At 67.1% G+C, this 17182-nt stretch carries 20 protein-coding genes and 1 tRNA gene; 11 read left to right on the top strand and 10 right to left on the bottom strand.

The window, feature by feature from the left end:
- Nucleotides 1–257 precede the first annotated feature (257 nt).
- From HNR60_RS02715 to HNR60_RS02725, 3 genes are all read left to right on the top strand, one after another.
- Nucleotides 258–332: transfer RNA gene (locus tag HNR60_RS02715), tRNA-Glu, on the top strand.
- Between the two features lie 120 nt (nucleotides 333–452).
- Entirely contained in the window at nucleotides 453–653 is a 201-nt protein-coding gene (locus tag HNR60_RS02720; RefSeq protein ID WP_184254029.1) for a hypothetical protein, read from the top strand.
- A gap of 112 nt (nucleotides 654–765) precedes the next feature.
- On the top strand, nucleotides 766–1089 hold the full coding sequence (locus tag HNR60_RS02725; protein WP_184254032.1) for a hypothetical protein: 324 nt from the start codon (nucleotides 766–768) through the stop codon (nucleotides 1087–1089).
- 17 nt (nucleotides 1090–1106) lie between these two features.
- Here HNR60_RS02725 and HNR60_RS02730 read toward each other — a convergent pair whose 3' ends face one another.
- Both HNR60_RS02730 and HNR60_RS02735 read right to left on the bottom strand, forming a co-directional pair.
- A complete protein-coding gene (locus HNR60_RS02730) occupies nucleotides 1107–2222 on the bottom strand; it encodes a beta-ketoacyl-ACP synthase III (RefSeq protein WP_184254034.1) in 1116 nt (371 codons plus the stop codon).
- A 339-nt stretch (nucleotides 2223–2561) separates the two neighbouring features.
- Entirely contained in the window at nucleotides 2562–2837 is a 276-nt protein-coding gene (locus HNR60_RS02735) for a DUF3551 domain-containing protein (protein WP_184254036.1), read from the bottom strand.
- Between the two features lie 304 nt (nucleotides 2838–3141).
- Between HNR60_RS02735 and HNR60_RS02740 the strand changes: the two genes are divergently transcribed.
- Nucleotides 3142–3642, top strand: a complete 501-nt coding sequence (locus tag HNR60_RS02740; protein ID WP_184254038.1) for a hypothetical protein — start codon at nucleotides 3142–3144, stop codon at nucleotides 3640–3642.
- Nucleotides 3643–3859: 217 nt separating this feature from the next.
- The gene (locus HNR60_RS02745) at nucleotides 3860–3997 is read left to right on the top strand and encodes a hypothetical protein (RefSeq protein ID WP_184254040.1); all 138 of its coding nucleotides are present in this window, start codon (nucleotides 3860–3862) and stop codon (nucleotides 3995–3997) included.
- 174 nt (nucleotides 3998–4171) lie between these two features.
- Here HNR60_RS02745 and HNR60_RS02750 read toward each other — a convergent pair whose 3' ends face one another.
- Complete coding sequence (locus tag HNR60_RS02750; RefSeq protein ID WP_184254042.1) at nucleotides 4172–4429, bottom strand: DUF3551 domain-containing protein; 258 nt, start codon at nucleotides 4427–4429, stop codon at nucleotides 4172–4174.
- 166 nt (nucleotides 4430–4595) lie between these two features.
- On the opposite strand from HNR60_RS02750, the gene HNR60_RS02755 reads away from it, so the two are divergent.
- Nucleotides 4596–4853 carry a hypothetical protein gene (locus HNR60_RS02755; protein ID WP_184254044.1) on the top strand — a complete coding sequence of 86 codons (258 nt, stop codon included), beginning with the start codon at nucleotides 4596–4598 and terminating at the stop codon, nucleotides 4851–4853.
- A gap of 192 nt (nucleotides 4854–5045) precedes the next feature.
- Nucleotides 5046–5618, top strand: coding sequence for an HdeD family acid-resistance protein (locus tag HNR60_RS02760; protein WP_184254046.1), 573 nt, complete (start codon nucleotides 5046–5048; stop codon nucleotides 5616–5618).
- A gap of 59 nt (nucleotides 5619–5677) precedes the next feature.
- Here HNR60_RS02760 and HNR60_RS02765 read toward each other — a convergent pair whose 3' ends face one another.
- Genes HNR60_RS02765 through epmA form a run of 4 tightly spaced genes read right to left on the bottom strand, consistent with a single transcriptional unit; the run spans nucleotide 5678 to nucleotide 8298 of the window.
- On the bottom strand, nucleotides 5678–5953 hold the full coding sequence (locus HNR60_RS02765) for a hypothetical protein (protein ID WP_184254048.1): 276 nt from the start codon (nucleotides 5951–5953) through the stop codon (nucleotides 5678–5680).
- A 23-nt stretch (nucleotides 5954–5976) separates the two neighbouring features.
- Complete coding sequence (locus HNR60_RS02770) at nucleotides 5977–6168, bottom strand: hypothetical protein (protein WP_184254050.1); 192 nt, start codon at nucleotides 6166–6168, stop codon at nucleotides 5977–5979.
- Nucleotides 6161–7249 carry a lysine-2,3-aminomutase-like protein gene (locus HNR60_RS02775; RefSeq protein ID WP_184254052.1) on the bottom strand — a complete coding sequence of 363 codons (1089 nt, stop codon included), beginning with the start codon at nucleotides 7247–7249 and terminating at the stop codon, nucleotides 6161–6163. Before HNR60_RS02775 ends, HNR60_RS02770 begins: the two co-directional genes overlap by 8 nt.
- On the bottom strand, nucleotides 7246–8298 hold the full coding sequence (gene epmA / locus HNR60_RS02780; RefSeq protein WP_184254054.1) for an EF-P lysine aminoacylase EpmA: 1053 nt from the start codon (nucleotides 8296–8298) through the stop codon (nucleotides 7246–7248). Before epmA ends, HNR60_RS02775 begins: the two co-directional genes overlap by 4 nt.
- 138 nt (nucleotides 8299–8436) lie before the next feature.
- Between epmA and efp the strand changes: the two genes are divergently transcribed.
- The 4 genes from efp (at nucleotide 8437) to HNR60_RS02800 (ending at nucleotide 13131) form a co-directional block, all read left to right on the top strand.
- The gene (gene efp, locus HNR60_RS02785; protein ID WP_184254056.1) at nucleotides 8437–9003 is read left to right on the top strand and encodes an elongation factor P; all 567 of its coding nucleotides are present in this window, start codon (nucleotides 8437–8439) and stop codon (nucleotides 9001–9003) included.
- 26 nt (nucleotides 9004–9029) lie between these two features.
- Nucleotides 9030–10733 (top strand): M23 family metallopeptidase, encoded by a 1704-nt coding sequence (locus HNR60_RS02790; protein WP_184254057.1) that lies wholly within the window; start codon nucleotides 9030–9032, stop codon nucleotides 10731–10733.
- Nucleotides 10734–10819: 86 nt separating this feature from the next.
- On the top strand, nucleotides 10820–12040 hold the full coding sequence (locus HNR60_RS02795; protein WP_184254059.1) for a lytic murein transglycosylase: 1221 nt from the start codon (nucleotides 10820–10822) through the stop codon (nucleotides 12038–12040).
- Entirely contained in the window at nucleotides 12040–13131 is a 1092-nt protein-coding gene (locus HNR60_RS02800) for an FUSC family protein (protein ID WP_184254061.1), read from the top strand. Before HNR60_RS02795 ends, HNR60_RS02800 begins: the two co-directional genes overlap by 1 nt.
- A 217-nt stretch (nucleotides 13132–13348) precedes the next feature.
- Here the strand turns inward: HNR60_RS02800 and recJ are convergent, their stop codons facing one another.
- From recJ to glpX, 3 genes are all read right to left on the bottom strand, one after another.
- Nucleotides 13349–15190, bottom strand: coding sequence for a single-stranded-DNA-specific exonuclease RecJ (recJ, locus tag HNR60_RS02805; protein ID WP_184254062.1), 1842 nt, complete (start codon nucleotides 15188–15190; stop codon nucleotides 13349–13351).
- A 204-nt stretch (nucleotides 15191–15394) separates the two neighbouring features.
- Complete coding sequence (locus HNR60_RS02810) at nucleotides 15395–16123, bottom strand: haloacid dehalogenase type II (RefSeq protein ID WP_184254064.1); 729 nt, start codon at nucleotides 16121–16123, stop codon at nucleotides 15395–15397.
- 50 nt (nucleotides 16124–16173) lie between these two features.
- Nucleotides 16174–17175 (bottom strand): class II fructose-bisphosphatase, encoded by a 1002-nt coding sequence (glpX, locus tag HNR60_RS02815; RefSeq protein ID WP_184254066.1) that lies wholly within the window; start codon nucleotides 17173–17175, stop codon nucleotides 16174–16176.
- Nucleotides 17176–17182: the final 7 nt, after the last annotated feature.

Here is a 17182-nt window from a genome sequence, read left to right on the forward strand (position 1 = left end):
ATTGGTGGAAACCGCTAAAAACCGCGGCGTCCGGGAAAGGTTCTGGTTACAATTGGCTCAACGTCGCGCAGAGCGCTTGCCCGGCTCGGAAAACGCCACTATACGTTCGCCCGCGCTCGCCAAATCAGCCGCCGAACGGCCTGATGGCGGCGCCGGTCGGTGGCGATAAGGCATTGATCGATCGGCAAGACTCGTTTTATACAGCCTTGAAAACGCGGACCCTGCATTGCCTCCGGGAGTGTCGGGACCAACGTTTGGCTCCCTTCGTCTATCGGTTAGGACGCCACCCTTTCACGGTGGAGAGAGCGGTTCGATTCCGCTAGGGAGCGCCATCATTGGATGGCCTCGTCCGAAAATCGCTGTTCCGCCGCGCCCGCCGCGGCTCTATCCGCCCGGCAATCCTGCGGCCCGCTTTGTGCCTAGGGCATTGTCCGAAGCGACGGAGGCATCAAGTGGCCCTCTGGAAGACCATCAAGAATCTCTTCATTCCGTGGAATCTGATCACCCCGGACGCCTCCGAGGCGGACGGCGTCCGCACCGTCGATCTCGGCCAGATCATGATCGACGGCGCCACCGGCGACGTCTCCGACACGGCGCGCATCCTCGAGCACGGCCACCCTGCCCCGCCTGCCCCGCCGCCCGGCAAATCCTGAAGCGACGTTAGCGATCCGCCGGCCGCCCGCTGGCCACGGTTTACGCGGCCTTAATCCAACCTCGACGATCATCCGCAACCTTACCCGCCCGCGGCGAACCAGGGGTTGAAGGATGACGCTTCGCAGGGGACTGCTGACGGCTGTGTGGCTCGCTGCCGCCGCGGGGCCGGCGTCGGCCGCCGATTGGCGCTATTGCCTCGCCGCCTCGGACGCCGATCACAAGGTCTATGTCTCGGCGCCGTTCTTCACGTCGGATGATTGGCTCCGCGCGGAAACCGCTTTCCGCGACCTGCTCAAGCGCTCGCATCTGGAGAACTACACCGTGCAATGTCCGCGCAGCGACGATGAATCGTCGCTGCTGGCGATGCAGCGCCACGCCATCAACTTCAACTCCCAGTACGGCAACCGCACCACGGTGCTGGACTGGCATCCCTGAGGGGCGACGCTTGCCGATCAGCGCTTGCGCACGAACACCGTGCCGGCGGAATAGCCGGCGCCGAAGCTGCAGATCAGCCCGAGCTCGCCGGCTGCCATGTCGTCGGAGTGCTGGTGGAAGGCGATGATCGAGCCCGCCGACGAGGTGTTGGCATAACGGTCGAGGATGATGACGTTTTCTTCCGGCGAGGGATCGCGGCCGAGCACGCGGCGGCCGATCATCTCGTTCATGTTGATGTTGGCCTGGTGCAGCCACAGCCGCTTCAAGGCGTGCGGATCGAGCCCGAGCGAAGCGGCGTGGTCGAGGATCAGCTCCGACACCATCGGCACCACTTCCTTGAACACCTTGCGGCCCTGCTGCACGAACAGCTTGTCCGCCAGGTCGCGACCCTCGGGCGCGGCGCGGTTCAAGAACCCGGCATTGTTGCGGATCGCATTGGAGAACTGCGTCTTCAGCCTCGTGCCGAGAATGTCCCAGCCGCCTGCGGCCTCATCGGCGCGTTCGACGATCACTGCGGTCGCGACGTCGCCGAAGATGAAATGGCTGTCGCGGTCGCGGAAATTGAGATGGCCCGAGCAGATCTCCGGGTTGACCATCAGCACCGCGTCGAGCGAGCCGGTGGCGACGAAATCCGTCGCGGTTTTGATGCCGAAGGTCGCCGAGGAGCACGCCACGTTGAGGTCGAAGGCGAAGCCGCCGAGGCCGAGCGCGGCCTGCACCTCGACCGCCATCGCCGGATAGGCCCGCTGCATGTTGGAGCAGGCGCACAGCACCGCGCCGATCCGCTCGCGCGGCTTGCCCCAGCGCTGCAGCGCCTGCTCGGCCGCCCGCACCGCCATCTCGGCCAGGATCGACAGCTCGTCGTTGGAGCGCTCCGGAATCACCGGCCGCATCACCTGCGGATCAAGGATGCCGGACTTCTGCATCACGTAGCGCGACTTGATGCCGGAGGCCTTTTCGATGAACTCGGCCGATGACGGCTGCAGCGGCGCAATCTCGCCGGCGGCGATCGCCGCGCCATGGTCGGCGTTGAACCGCGCCACATAGGCATTGAACGCCTCGACCAGCTCGGCATTCGAGATGCTCTCGGAGGGCGTGTAGAGACCGGTCGCGGCGATGACTGCAGGGCGCACAGAAAGCTCCAGAACGGAAATGGGGCATGGCGACGCCGATCGGCACCCCGATCCGGCAGCGGCTGGTTTTCTGCCCTAATGCCCTGGATGTCTAGCGATGCAAAGGTCGAGAACCGCCGGAAAGCCGGGTTTTCCGACTTGATGTTGGCTGGCGCGCTGCGTTCGCGGCTGCGCAGCACGATGCTGCAGGGCAGCAGACGGCGGGGTCAGGCGGAGGCGCGGAAGGTCCCGATGTCGCTATGGGAAGCGTGCTCAGGAGGCATGAGCGCAGCTCGCAGAGGCGAAGTCCGGACACGAGAAGGCCGCCCGGTCGGATCGACGGGGCGGCCTGATTGGTCCTTACCACTGGGCGCGGGCGTTGTAGGGATACGCGTGATAGTACGACCGCCCCTGGTTACCGAAGGCGAAACGCGGGTTGATGCCGCAATCGGACTCGGTGCCGGAGGCCGCCGCCTTGCACTGCTGGAAGCTGGTGTAGTCACAGGCGCCGGGGTAGCCCTGCTGCCGTCCCTGTAGACAATAGGCGTAGTCCCGGGCTTCGGCCGGCGAGGACGTGGCGCCGGCCAAAGCCGCGACGGAGGTCGCGGCCAGAGCGGCGATGATAAGCGAGCGCATCGGTGTCTCCTGTTGGTTGAGAGGTGGAGAACCGCAAGATCAGCTGTCCGTTCCGAGACGCGCGAACAAGCGCGCGTGACCGTTTCTGTCCAATCGTTAATAAGCCGTCGACGGCCGCCCCACCGCGAAATGCCGGATTTACGGCGTTTGCGAATCAGTGATTTAGCTCAAGGAAACGAAAGCAGCGCGCTGCTACGAAATCTCGCGGGGTGGCCGATGCCATCCCGCACTCGATTTTGATTGAAACATTGCCCTCGCCGCGACCGCTTCGGTCGGCATGTGCGCAGCTCAGGTGGACGGTAAGATGGATTATCTCTCGGCGATCGCCTCGTTGCTCGTGGTGTTGGTATTGGGCGTCGGGTCGATTTTCATCGGCTACCTGGCTTTGAGCGAGATGAAGCTCCCCGGGGTGCCGAGCTGGAAGCGCCCCACCCTGCCGACCTTTACGGCGGAGCAGGTCCGCAATCAGCTGATGCTGGCCACGGTGCTGATCGGCGCGATCGTGGTCGTCGTAGCCGCGCTCAACAACCGCAGCCTGCAGGGCGCACAGGGCGAGCCCGGCGCACCGGGACCGCAAGGCCCCGCTGGCGTTTCGGCCACGGCGCTGCGGACCGTGGTCTCCACCTCATGCGCCAAGGACGGCTGTCCGCTGGCCTGCGAGCCGACCGAAACCCTGGTCACCGCGCTCTGCGTCAACGGCACCGGGACCCGGCTGACCGACACGCTGCTGGTCGAGAACGGTCAGTTGAAGGCCAAATGCGGCGGCGGCTCCAGCCGCATCATCCTCACCTGCGCACCCAAGTAACGCTCATTGGAGCCCCCGGCGCGCGACGCCGGGATGTCAGCGCCCGCCCCTCCGCCCGCGGGGGGACGTCTCATTGCGCCGGGCGGATCGTAAGATACGCAGAATTGCACGGCTCGTCCGCAAGCCCCGCGTCGGGCCATGACGTCATTTGATCGGCGTCAACGTCAATTCACGGATTCGGGCGGAATAATTAAAAATCTACAGAGGATGCGCAGCCATGATGACCCTCGATATTCTGCTGCTATCTGCCGCCGCGGTCTCCACCGTCGTGATCCTGTTCGCCGTCGTGATCCTGGGCGACGTTCAGCAACATCAGCACCAGCGCGCTCACGTCAACGCGCGCCGCATCAAGTAAGCCGGTCGCGCGCGACAAGCAAGTAAGAGCCGGCTCGCGGTGATCCGAGCGGCAGGTCGTGAGGACTGGCATTGAGCGTCGGTCGCGTCGCCCGCGGCAAGTGCAATACCGACACGGCGTCGCGCCTCTTGACGCGATGCCCGGTGTGAGGTGCGGCTTCCTTCCGCGACGTGCTCAGCGGTGGCGTCGACGGTGAGTCCGTCGCGGTTCGCCATAGGCCCGCGGATTGACCACGCAATCGGCGAAGCGGCCGGACGCCGACGCTGCGCATTGCTGATAGGTCGAATAGCTGCATTCACCCGGGTAACCGAACCCTGGCGACACCAGGCAGTAGCGATAGTCGCGCGCGTCCGCAGACCCGCTGAAACCGACCGCCATCGTCGTCAACGCCGCGACTCCGATCCAGAGCTTGCCGATCCAGAGCTTGCGCATCACCATTTCCTCGTCAGGGGTCCTCCCGCGAGGCCCTGCAGGGACTGAACCCATTGTATGCACGCCGGTTCCGGTATCGGCGTGGAGAACTTCACACTTTTATGACGGAACGCATTAACGGCCGCAGCTTTTGTTCCAGGTCCCATCTAACAAGGAGCTCCTGATTATGAAGGCGAAGATCAACCTGGCGATGATCGCCGGCGCGGCGCTGTTGGCCACCACGCTCGGCGCTTCGGCGCAGAGCCAGACCGATTCCAATGGCAACGCCATGGGTTCGCAGCATGTCGGCAACGGCGTCCACAAGTCGACCGGCACCAAGCATAAGGGCACCGTCGGCAGCGCCGGTATGAATCGCACCACCCCGCCGCCGGCCTCGAGCCAGGGCGACGTCGGCCCGGCCGGCAACAACAACGGCACGCGCTGAACAAGCTAAGCTGCAGTTGCAGAGAAGGCCCCGGAGCGATCCGGGGCTTTTCTTTGTCGGGTATTTATCCGGCGGTCACCACGCTGTGCTGTGCTGCCGCTCGCCGCCCCGTGACGAACATTTATACGATCGCTGCGTGGGGCGCGGGGTATAGTATCCGACGACATTGCGCCGGTCACAGGAGGTCTCTCGATGACGATTCCCGATGATAACACCCGCCTCGAGGCTGAATTCAAAGCCGCCGCCCACGCCCATTGGAAGGCGCTGTTGATCGAAGGCGTGCTGTTGGCGATCTTGGGGCTGTTCGCCGTGGTGTTTTCTCCGCTCGCGAGCGTCTTTGTCATAGTTGCGCTGGGTTGGCTGTTCATTGTCAGTGGCGTTGCGGGCCTCGCGCTGACGTTCTGGGCGCGGCAATCGCCCGGCTTCTGGTGGTCGCTGGCCTCCGCGGTGGTGGCGCTGGTCGCAGGCGTGATCCTGCTGGCCCAGCCGCTCGAGGCGACCTTGACGCTCACCATCGTGGTCGGCGCCTACTTCCTCGCCGAGGGCGTGGTGACCATCATGTACGCGCTGGAGCACCGCCGCGAATTGACCGAGCGGTGGGGCTGGATGCTGGCGTCGGGGCTCGCCGACCTGTTGGTGGCGGCCATCATCATCAGCGGCCTGCCCGGCACCGCGCTGTGGGCGATCGGCCTGTTGGTCGGCATCAACCTGTTGTTCGGCGGCGCCTCGATGATCGCGATGGCGCTGGCCGCGCGGAACCGCTGACGCCGCCTCGCGCATGATGCTGATTGCGAAAACTGCGATGCAGTTTTCGCAATCAAGCGCTAGCAGCCGCGGCAGATGCTGCGAAGTTGCCGATCCAGCGCCACGTCCGCGGGATCGCGGGCGCTGGGGTCGGGCAGTGACGGATCGAGCCGCGGTTGGCGGTGGCCGACCGGGGCGGTGCCGACCGCCCTCTGCTCAGAGGACTGCGACGGCGCCACCGAGGGGGTGCCCGGTGTCGTCATGCCGCTGCCGGTGCCGGTGCCGGTCTGCGCAAACGCCGCCGCACTGCCGAGCACCACGACGACGCCAACCGTGAATGGGATCAGTCTTCGCATGTCACTTCTCCTCAGCCCGAGCGCTAGCGCTCCGGCCGTTCGATCGTCGCGCAATTGCGTCGGCCCTGCGCGGCGCAGTCCTGCACCTTGCGAACGTCGGCCATGGTCCATAGCAGCCAGATTCCCGCCGCCACCACCACCCCGAACACCACCAGCAACGCCAGATTTTCAACGTTGCGGGCGCTGTCCGGATCCGCCGGCTGCTGATCACTCATCGGCGTTCGGCGGATAGAGATGAACGTCGCCGCAATAATCGGTGACACGATAGCGCGAATCCGCCGCCGGTTCATCCGACGGCGTCAAATAATTCGGACCGACCGGCGCCTTGCCGTAGCCGCCCGGAATGTCGAGCACGTAATCCGGCTGGCACAGGCCGGACACCCGGCCGCGCAATGACCGCATCAAGGCCTGGCCTTCGGCGAGCGTGGTGCGCAGATGCGCGGTGCCCGGCGCGAGATCGCCGTGGTGCAGGTAATACGGCTTGATCCGGCATTCCACGAACGCGCGCATCAACGCCGCGAGCGTCACCGCGTCGTCGTTGACGCCGCGCAGCAGCACCGACTGGCTGACCATCGGAATGCCGGCGTCGATGATCCGCTTGCAAGCGGCACGGGCCGCCGCGCTCAATTCGCGCGGGTGATTGGCGTGCAGCGCCATCCACACCGTGGCGCCGGAGACCTGCAGCGCCCCGACCAGCTCGCGGCTGATCCGCGACGGCTCCGCCACCGGCACGCGGCTGTGGATGCGGATGATCTTGACGTGGGGAATCGCGGCGAGATCGCTCATCGCCTCGCTGAGCCGGCGCGGCGACAGCATCAGCGGGTCGCCGCCGGTCAGGATCACCTCCCAGATCTCGGGATGCGCGCGGATATAGTCCAGCGCCGCCCGATAGGCGTCGCCGGACAGCGTCGCCGCCTTGCCGGGTCCCACGGTCTCGCGGCGGAAGCAGAACCGGCAATACACCGCGCAGACATTGACCAGCTTGAACAGCACGCGATCTTGGTGGCGATGCACGATGCCGTCGACCGGCGCGTGCGCGGCGTCGCCGATCGGGTCGGCGCGCTCGATCGGAAGCGCATCGAGCTCGGCCGCGCTCGGGATGTATTGCCGGGCGATCGGATCATCGGGATCGGTCGGATCGATCAGTGCGGCGACCGCGTCGGTCACCGCCACCGCGTAGCGCTGCGCCACCGCGTGGAGCGCCGGCAGTTCGTCGGCCGCAATCAGCCCGCGCGCCACCAGCTCCGCCGGCTGGCGCAGCGTCGGCGCGGCCGGCATGTTCAAAATCCTGCTCATGGCGTCCCCGCCGGCGGCGTCCACACCACCTCGTCGATCCGCCGCGCGCCGGCGGCCAGCATCACCAGCCGGTCGAAGCCGAGCGCGATGCCGCTCGCCTCCGGCATCTGCCCGACCGCGTCGAGAAACTCCTCGTCGAGCGGGTAGCGCTCGCCGTAGCGGCGCTGCTTCTCATCCATCGCCTTGCTGAAGCGCGCGCGCTGCTCGTCGGCGTCGGTCAGTTCGCCGAAGCCGTTGGCGAGTTCAACGCCGCAGGCATAGACCTCGAAACGCTCGGCGACCCGCGGATCAGCCGGCAGCGTCCGCGCCAACGCGGCTTCCGGCGCCGGGTACTCGTTGAGCACGGTCAACTGCCCCTGCCCGAGATTGGGCTCGATGTGCTCGACCAGCACCTTGCTGAAGATGTCCGACCAGTCGTCGTCGTCGCTGACTTTGACCCAGCGCTGCGCCATCGCCGCCAGCGCCGCGCGGTCGGGCTCGCCGCCGTTGATGCTGGCCAAGAGATCGATGTCGGTGAAGGTCCTGAACGCCTGCGCCACGGTGAGCATCTGCGGCGCTGCGAACGGATCGGCGATGCGGCCGCGGAACGAGAATAGCCGGGTGCCGGCGGCGCGCGCGGCTTCGCCGATCACCGCCACGCAATCGTCGATCACCGCCTGGTACGGCGCGCCGGCGCGGTACCATTCCAGCATGGTGAATTCCGGCAGATGCAGGTCGCCGCGCTCGCGGTCGCGGAACACCCGGGCGAATTCGACGATCTTTTCTTCGCCGGCGGCCAGCAGTTTCTTGCAGGCGAACTCCGGCGAGGTCCGCAGGAACCGCGATAGCCGCTCGCCGGAACCCGTGGTCAATTCGGTTCGCGGAGCGTGCAGATGGGTCTCGTTGCCGGGCGAGGCCTGCAAAATCCCGGTTTCGACCTCGATAAAGCCCTGGGTGGCGAACCATTGCCGCAGCGCGCGGGTGATTTCCGCCCGCGCCCGCAGCAGCGGGGCGCGATCGAGGTGCCGGGACGGCGCCCACCATGGCGAAATCGGGCTGGTCTCGTCCACTAAGGTCGCCCCGGCGGATGCTGCAAAACGCTGGCATCGCGATACGAAATCAGTATGTTGCAGGCCGAAACCGCTTCGCTGGCCACAGGACACCGTTGTCCGGATCGGTCCCGGGCCCGAAATTTAGGAAACAGTCCTTTGAAAGTCATCGCCAGTTCTATTCGCAAGGGCAACGTCATTGAGCAAGACGGCAAGCTTTACGTGGTTCTGACCGCCGAGAACATCCATCCCGGCAAGGGAACTCCGGTCAGCCAGATCGAAATGCGCCGAATCAGCGACGGTGTGAAGATCTCGGAGCGCTACAAGACCACGGATCAGGTCGAGAAAGCGACGATCGAGGACCACAACTTCAACTATCTGTATGAAGATCCCGACGGCTTCCACTTCATGAACACCGAGAATTTCGACCAGGTCCAGGTGCCGAAGGACGTGATCGGCAATGCCGCGCCTTACTTGCAGGAAAACATGACGGTGAAGCTGTCGCTGCACGGCGTCGTTCCGGTGGCGATCCAGATGCCGCAGCGCGCCACGCTGGAAGTGGTCGACACCGAGCCGGTGACCAAGGGGCAGACCGCGTCGTCGTCCTACAAGCCGGCGATCCTGTCGAACGGCGTCCGCACCCTTGTGCCGCCGCATATCGGCACCGGAACCCGCATCGTTATCATGACCGAAGACGGCTCCTACGTCGAACGCGCCAAGGACTGACCTCGTAGCTCTGGAGTACCCTGGCATTGCGTTTGACGGACCTCGGCCCGATCTGCGACCGAGCCGTCAAGCTCATCGCTGCGGCGTGGCTGGCGCTTGGCCTCGCCGCGACCGCCGCGCCCGCCGACGAATTCCGCACCGTCCCGGTGTCGGCGATGCGGGTGGATTGGCGCGCCGCGGTCGAGCAGTTGAAGGCCGAGATCGGCACGCCGCCGGCGGTGGCCGCCGCGTTCAGCTTTGGCCCGCAGCGCCGGTTTCGCGGCGCCGATCCGCGGGCCTGGCCGGCCATGCTGCAATTGAACGCCGTGACCTCGCGGCTGTTTCCCGGCATCGCCCGCAGCCCGGTGCCGGTGCTGCTGCCGTTCGACACCGCGGCCCTGCTGAGCGATCGCGAACGCGGCGCGCCGGACAGCCTGTCGGCGGCGCATTATCAGTCCGGATTCCGCGCGGCCGACTTGTTCGAAGCCGGCGCCGCCGGCTACGACGCGGTGTTCTCGTTGCCCGTCGCGATCACTGACGGCCTGCCCGCCCGGCTGTTCGCCAAGCCGGTCGAGGTGCAGATCACCGCCTCGCTCTTGACCTACGACATCAACGATCCGTTGGCCGGCAAGGGCGAGCCGGTGAAGGCGCTCGCGGCACTTTATCCCGACCTGCGCCGCACCATCCGCGAGGGCCACGTCCGCTACGCCTTCAGCCGGTTCGGCGTGCCCTACGTGGTGGCGATCCAATGCGTCGACGCCACCCCGCGCGCCAGGCGGCTGGGTTGCCGCGAGGCCTCGCCGATCGCCGAACGGTTTCTCAAGGCGCTGCGGGTCGTCGGCGGCGGCCCGGCCCGGCCGCGGCATTACCTGCCGTCGCGGCTGGCCGAACGCCCGGCGACGCCGTCGCCGGATTTCAGCTACCGGCCGAGCGGCGAGATCATCGCCGACAGCGGCTTTCGCGGCCAGCCGGGCCGGCCCGACCTCACGGTGTATTCGCAGATCCGGTTTCCGCTCGAACGCGCGCCGGCCTACGCCAATTCGCAGTCGTTCCTGAACTGGGGCGATTGTTTCCACCGCGGCCGGGTGCCGCCGCCGTCCGGCAAGGGCGCTAGCTACCACTGCAAAGGCAGCAGCAAATCGCTGCTGTACGACGAGGCCGCCGGCGAGAACTACGCCTATCCGTGGCAGGACAATTTCTGCGAGGCCCGCGAACTCGGCGTCGGGCAATGCGCCTCGGGCTTCGGCCATCAGGGCCAGGACATCAGGCCGTCGTCCTGCACGCAGCGCAGCGCCAATCCGGATCGGTGCGAGCCGAACAAATACAAGGTGGTGGCGGTGCGCGACGGCGTGCTGTTGCGCCAGCCGAAGCAGCAGGCGGCGACGCTGTTGGTGAACACCAGCAACGAGCACATCCGGTTTCGCTACCTGCATATGAGTCCTTCGGCGATGGATGCCGACGGCGTGCTGAGCGGCCGCCGCGTCGACGAAGGCGAGCCGATCGGCCTGGTGTCGAACTACCAGGACGGCCCCGGCGGCACCACCACCCACCTGCATTTCGACGTCCAGGTGTTCACCCGCGACGGCTGGCTGTGGGTCAATCCTTACGTCACGCTGATCTCGGCCTATGAGCGGCTGCTCGGCCAGCGCGGCAGCGAAATCGCGCCGACGCCGCCGTTGCCGGCACAATCCCGCACCGCCCCGCAAGATCCGGTCGAGCCCGACGCGCCGCAAGAAGGCGGCGGCGACTAGCGGAACGCGGGCGGCCCCGGAGCACGTTCGGTTCCGCACGTCATCAACCTTTGCCGCACCACCCCCGACGCCGCTACACTGCGGCCATGACAAACATCGATTCCCCCGCCCGCCTGACCCGCCGCGCGCTGCTCGGCGCCGCCGCCCTGCTCGCCGCGCCGGCCGCGGCCTTCGCCGCCCCCGCCGGCTTTGCGGAATGGCGCGACGGTTTCCGCGCCAAGGCGCTCGCCAAGGGGATTTCGGACGCCACCTATGCGCGGGTGATGGGGTCGCTTGAGCCCGACATGAGCGTGTTCCGGCAGATGCAGAAGCAGCCGGAATTCAACGAGCAGCTCTGGCAATACATCAACCGCCGGGTGTCGGACTGGCGGATCATCAACGGCCGCGAGGCGCTGAAGCAGCACGCCGCGTTGTTTGCCCGGATCGAGCGAGATTTCGGCGTCGAGCGCGGCACGCTGCTGGCGCTGTGGGGCGTGGAAAGCGCCTATGGCGATCCGTTGGTGCAGCAGAACCACATGCGCCCGGTGTTCCCCTCGCTCGCCGCTCTCGCCTGGAAGGAGCCGCGCCGCCGGGTCTATTGGGAAACCGAGCTGATCAACGCCCTGAAGATCGTCGATCGCGGCTGGTCGACGCCGCAGGAGATGCGCGGCTCCTGGGCCGGGGCGATGGGCCACACCCAATGGATGCCGGAAGTTTGGCTCAATGTCGGGATCGACTACGACGGCGACGGCAAGGTGTCGCCGTTCGGCCGGCCCGACGACGCGCTCGGCTCCAGCGCCAAATTCCTGCTCAACCGCGGCAAGTATCACCGCGGCGAGCATTGGGGCTACGAGGTGCAGGGACCGGGCGGATCGTTCAGCGGCAGCCGCAGCTATCTGGCGTGGTCGCGCTCCGGCGTGACGCGGATCGACGGCGAGCCTTACCCCGACCCGCAGGCCAACGCGCAGATGTGGATTCCGGTCGAGGGCGGACCGAAATTCCTGCTCGGGCCGAATTTCTACGCGGTGAAGAGCTACAACCCGTCGATGAACTACGCGCTGGCGATCTGCCATCTCGGCGACCGCATTCTCGGCGCACCGCCGTTCCAGCAGCCGTTCCCCGGCTCGGAACGGGCGCTGACGCTGGCCGAGGTGCAGGAGATGCAGACCCGGCTGACCCGCGCCGGCTTCGACACCGGCGGCACCGATGGCCGGGTCGGCAACGACACCATGAAGGCGATCCGCGACTATCAGAACAAGATCGGGCTGTCGCCGGCCGACGGTTATGGCGGCTTGAAAGTGCTGGCGGCGCTGCGGCAGGGACGTTGATGCGGCGTTCGTTGTGGAACAAGTTCGTCGCGCTGCTCAAGCTCGAATGGCATCACCTGACGACGATCAATCCGAGCGACCGGCCCTGGCAGATGCCGTTCGCAGCCGCCTTGGCGTCGGGCGTGCCGCTGCTGGTCGGCGCCTGGTTCGACCGCCTCGACTACGGGCTGATCTCCTCGCTCGGCGGCATGGCGTTCATCTATCTGCCGGCGACGCCGCTGCATCACCGCATGGTGTCGCTGATGGCGGTCGGCTTCGGCATGACCGCCTGCTACGCGTTCGGCATCATCGCGCATTTCTTTCCGCTATTGCTGACGCCGGTGCTGGGGCTGGTCGCGATCCTGGTGTCGATGGTGTGCCGGTTCTATCGCGTCGGTGTGCCGGGCAGCCTGTTCTTCGTGATGGCGGCCTCGATCGCCGCCTATTCGCCGACCGAGGTGCTGCAGGTGCCGCTCAAGGTCGGGCTGCTGACCATGGGCTGTCTGCTCGCAGCATTGATCGCCTTCGTCTACAGCATTGCGCTGCTGCGGCTGCGGGCGTCGCAGCCGGCGCCGCCGCTGCCGCCGGCGACGTTCGATTTCGTGGTGTTCGACTCGGTGGTGATCGGCGTCAGCGTCGGCATCTCGCTGGCGCTGGCGCAGCTCCTCCATCTGGAGCGGCCGTATTGGGTGCCGGTGAGCTGCCTCGCGGTGATCCAGGGGCTGTCGCTGCGCGCGGTGTGGACAAGGCAGCTGCATCGCGTGCTCGGCACCGCGCTCGGACTGCTGCTGGCCTGGGGCCTGCTGGCGTTGCCGCTGGAGAAATGGAGCATTTCGCTGCTGGTGATCGCGCTCAGCTTCATCATCGAGAGCGCCGTGGTGCGGCACTACGGCTTCGCGGTGATCTTCATCACGCCGCTGACCATCTTCCTCGCCGACGCCGCCTCGCTGGGCCAAGGGTCACCGCACGCGGTGATCGAGGCGCGGTTGTTCGACACGCTGCTCGGCTGCGCGGTCGGCCTCGCCGGCGGCTTCTGCCTGCACAGCCCGACCTTTCGCGAGGTCGCCGGCCGCCAATTGCGCCGACTGATCCCGGCGCGGTTCGGGGTGTGAGACGACCAAGCGAACTAACAGCACCCGCGAGAAAAGCCTGGTGTCCCGGTCGCGGAGCCGCGCCCTTCACGCGGCGCCGCGAGCCGGGACCGTTCCGAAGGCAGCATCCGTAACGGCCCCGGCTCTGCAGCGCACCACGCCGCAAGCGCGGCGCGCTGCACGGCGTCCGGGGCACGCTGCTATTGTAATTGCTCACCAGGTGGCGAAGTTAGGTCGCTCACCTGATCATCGCCGGTCCGGGATCCGGCACTGCGACGTCGGTGACGCGGAGCTGCACCCGCTCGGCGCCCTGCCAGCGATCGACCGTGAGGCAGCCGGCGACATGCAGCGGTTGGCCGCGGTTCTCCTGCAGCGCGTTCCCGAGCTTCTGCCCCACGCTGCGAAACGCGATGCCGTTGACGATGGCGCCGTCGCCGGATTTGAAGCGCAGCCGCAGATGCGCCTGGCCGACCTCGTCGGCATAGACCAGCTGGTGCGACGGCAGCGCCAGCACCGGCTCCGGGTTGCCGGAGCCGAACGGCCCGGCGCGCTGCAGCGTCGCCACCAGATCCGGCGTCACCGCGCGCGCCGACACCGCGCCGTCGATGTAGAGCTCATTGGCGTGGCGCGACCGCGCGACGTCGGCGGCGAGTGCGGCTTCGATATAGGCGCGGAATTCGGCGAGCTTCTCCTTGCGCAGCGTGACGCCCGCCGCCATGGCGTGGCCGCCGCCCTTCATCAAGAGGCCGTCGCTCACCGCCTGGCGCACGGCTTTGCCGAGATCGACGCCGGGAATCGAGCGGCCCGAGCCGGTGCCGATGCCGCCGGGCTCCAACGCAATGGCAAATGCCGGGCGTGAAAACTTCTCCTTCAGCCGCGAGGCGACGAGGCCGACCACGCCGGGGTGCCAGCCTTCCGAGGCGGTGACGATCACCGAACCCTTGTCCTCGAAGCCCAGCGCCGCCAGCGCCTCGGCCTCGGCCTGGGCTTCCGCCGTCTGTTCGATCACTCGGCGTTCGGCGTTGAGCCGGTCGAGTTCGGCGGCGATCTTGGCGGCTTCGGAAATGTCGGTCTCCAGCAGCAGCCGCACGCCCAAATCGGCGCGGCCGATGCGGCCGCCGGCGTTGATCCGCGGCCCCAGCATGAAGCCGAGGTGGAACGCGTCGGGCGGGCCGTTCAGCCGCGCCACGTCCATCAGCGCGGTGTGGCCGACATGGTCGCGCCGCCGCATCGCGATCAGCCCCTTGGCGACGAAGGCGCGGTTCAGCCCGATCAGCGGCGCCACGTCGGCGACGGTGCCGAGCGCCACGTGATGCAGCATGTTCAACAGATCCGGCTGCGGCCGCTCGGCGGTCCAGAAGCCGCGCGCCCGCAATTCGCGATTGAGCGCGACCAGCGTGACGAACACCAGCCCGACCGCGGCGAGATGGCCGAGCCCGGAGAGGTCATCCGGCCGGTTCGGATTGACCAGCGCGTCGACCACGGGCAGTTCGTCGCCGCATTGGTGATGATCGATCACCACCACGCTCATGCCGAGCCGCTTGGCCTCCGCGAGCGGCTCGAGGCTGGTGGTGCCGCAATCCACGGTGACCAGCAGCGTCGCACCCTTTTCCGCCAGCATCCGCACCGCGTCGACGTTCGGGCCGTAGCCCTCGAAGATGCGGTCCGGGATGTGGATCAACGGATCCAGCCCGCAATGCCGCAGATGCCAGGCGAGCAGCGCGGCCGACGTCGCGCCGTCGACGTCGTAGTCGCCGAAGATCGCCACGGTCTCGCCGCCGGTCGCGGCATCAGCGAGCCGTTTGGCGGCGGCCTCCATCTGGGTGACGCTATAGGGATCGGGCAGCAGCCTGCGGATCGTCGGATCGAGGAAATCCTCGACGGCGTCGATCTCGACATTGCGCCCGGCCAGCACCCGCGCCAGCATTTCCGGCAGCTGATAGCGCTGCGCGATCGCAAGCGCCCGGGCGGCGCCGCGCGGATCGAGCCGGTCGCGCCACACCCGGCCGGTCGCCGAGCGCGTCACGCCCAGAAACGCCGGCGGTTGTTCGATCGGGATCGCGGTGGCGGGCGGGGTCATGATGTTTCAACAGCGCTAGAGTTCAGCGTGCCCCGGACGCTGCGCAGCGCGAAGCGGTGCGCTGCAGAGCCGGGGCCGTCACGACGGCAGCATCTGGTACAGTCCCGGCTCTGCGGCGCGGCATTTCGCGACGATGCTACGCATCGCCGCGCTCACGCCGCACCGCGTCCGGGACACGCGAAGTCACAATCGCAATCCGCGACACTAGCAGCCCAACCGCGCGGCCAAGTCGCCGAAATCGCGCGCCACGATATCCCAGGCGCGGTCGGGCTCGAAGTCGCGCACCTGCAGCGGGCCGTATTCGGTGACGCGCGGCACGAAGCCGGTCTTCAGACCCAGCGCCTGCGCCGCCGCGAGATCGTTGTTGTGCGCGGCGACCAGCATCACCTCGTCGGGGCGCAGGCAGAGCAACTTGGCGGCGCCGAGGTAGGTTTCGGGGTCCGGCTTGTAGTGGCCGGAGATGTCGCCGCCGATGATCAGGTCGAACGGCAGCCCGGCGCTCTTCGCAAGGTTAGTCAGCAGCGCGACGTTGCCGTTCGACAGCGGCGACAGGATGTAATCGCGCTTCAGCCGGGTCAGTCCGGCGACCACGTCCGGCCACGGCTTCAGCCGCCGCCAGCCCATCGTCATATAGTGGAGGTCGTCGTCGCTGAGGCCCTGGATGCCGAACTCCGCCACCAGCCGCTCCAGCGACTGCCGGTGCAGCGTGTCGAGGATGATGAAACCGCGCTCCGGATTGGTGCGCACCTCGTTCATCGACGGCGGATAGGCCTGCCGCCAGGCGTCGACCAGAGCGGTCCAGTCGCCGCTGACGCCGCGTTGCACCGACCATTGCGTGAGGTCGGCGATCAGGCTGCCGCGCCAGTCCACCACGGTGCCGAAGATGTCGAACAGCAGCGCCTTGACCGCGGGAGTATCAGATTTGGCAGTCATGACGCTCTCCCGCGGTTGTTGTTGTGAGTAGCTTGTTAGTTCAGGCTCGCTCAATCGAGGTGGAATTTGTCGAGCTGGCGGTGATCGGCCTTGATGTAGCGCACCGTGCCGGTGACCGAGCGCATCACCACGGTCTCGGTCTGGATCACGTTGTCCTTGCGGAACTTGACGCCGGACAACAGCGAGCCGTCGGTGACGCCGGTGGCGGCGAACAGGCAGTCGCCCTGCGCCATGTCCTCGATCGCGTAGATCTTGTTCGGATCGGCGACGCCCATCGATTCCGCGCGGTTGCGCTTCTCGTGGGTGTCGAGAATGAGCCGGGTGTACATCTGGCCGCCGATGCAGCGCAGCGCCGCGGCCGCCAGCACGCCTTCCGGCGCGCCGCCGGTGCCGATGTAGATATCGACGCCGGTGTTGTCCGGATCGGCGGTGTGGATCACGCCGGCGACGTCGCCGTCGGTGATCAGTCGCACCGAGGCGCCGGTCTTGCGGATCGCGGCGATCAGTTCGGCGTGGCGGGCGCGGTCGAGCACCAGCGCGGTGATCGCCGACATCGGCACGCCCTTGGCCTTCGCCACCCGGCGGATATTCTCTTCCGGCGTCGCGTCGATGTCGATCAGGTGCTTGTCGTAGCCCGGCCCGATCGCGATCTTCTGCATGTAGACGTCGGGGGCGTGCAATAGCGTGCCGCCTTCCGCCATCGCCATGGTGGCGATCGCGCCCGGCATGTTCTTGGCGCACAGCGTGGTGCCTTCCAAGGGATCGACCGCGATGTCGACCTTCGGGCCGGCGTTGATGCCGACCTTTTCGCCGATGAACAGCATCGGGGCTTCGTCGCGCTCGCCCTCGCCGATCACCACGGTGCCCTCGATCGGGATGCGGTTGAGTTCGCGACGCATCGCGTCGACCGCGGCCTGGTCGGCGGCCTTCTCCTGACCGTGGCCGCGCAGCCGCGCCGCCGACACCGCGGCGCGCTCAGTGACCCGCACGATCTCCAGCGTCAGAATCCGCTCCAGCAACAGCTGCGGCGGAACGGAAATAATCGTCGACATCGGCTCA

Source organism: Rhodopseudomonas rhenobacensis (genome assembly GCF_014203125.1).
Classification (GTDB): Bacteria; Pseudomonadota; Alphaproteobacteria; order Rhizobiales; family Xanthobacteraceae; genus Rhodopseudomonas_A; species Rhodopseudomonas_A rhenobacensis.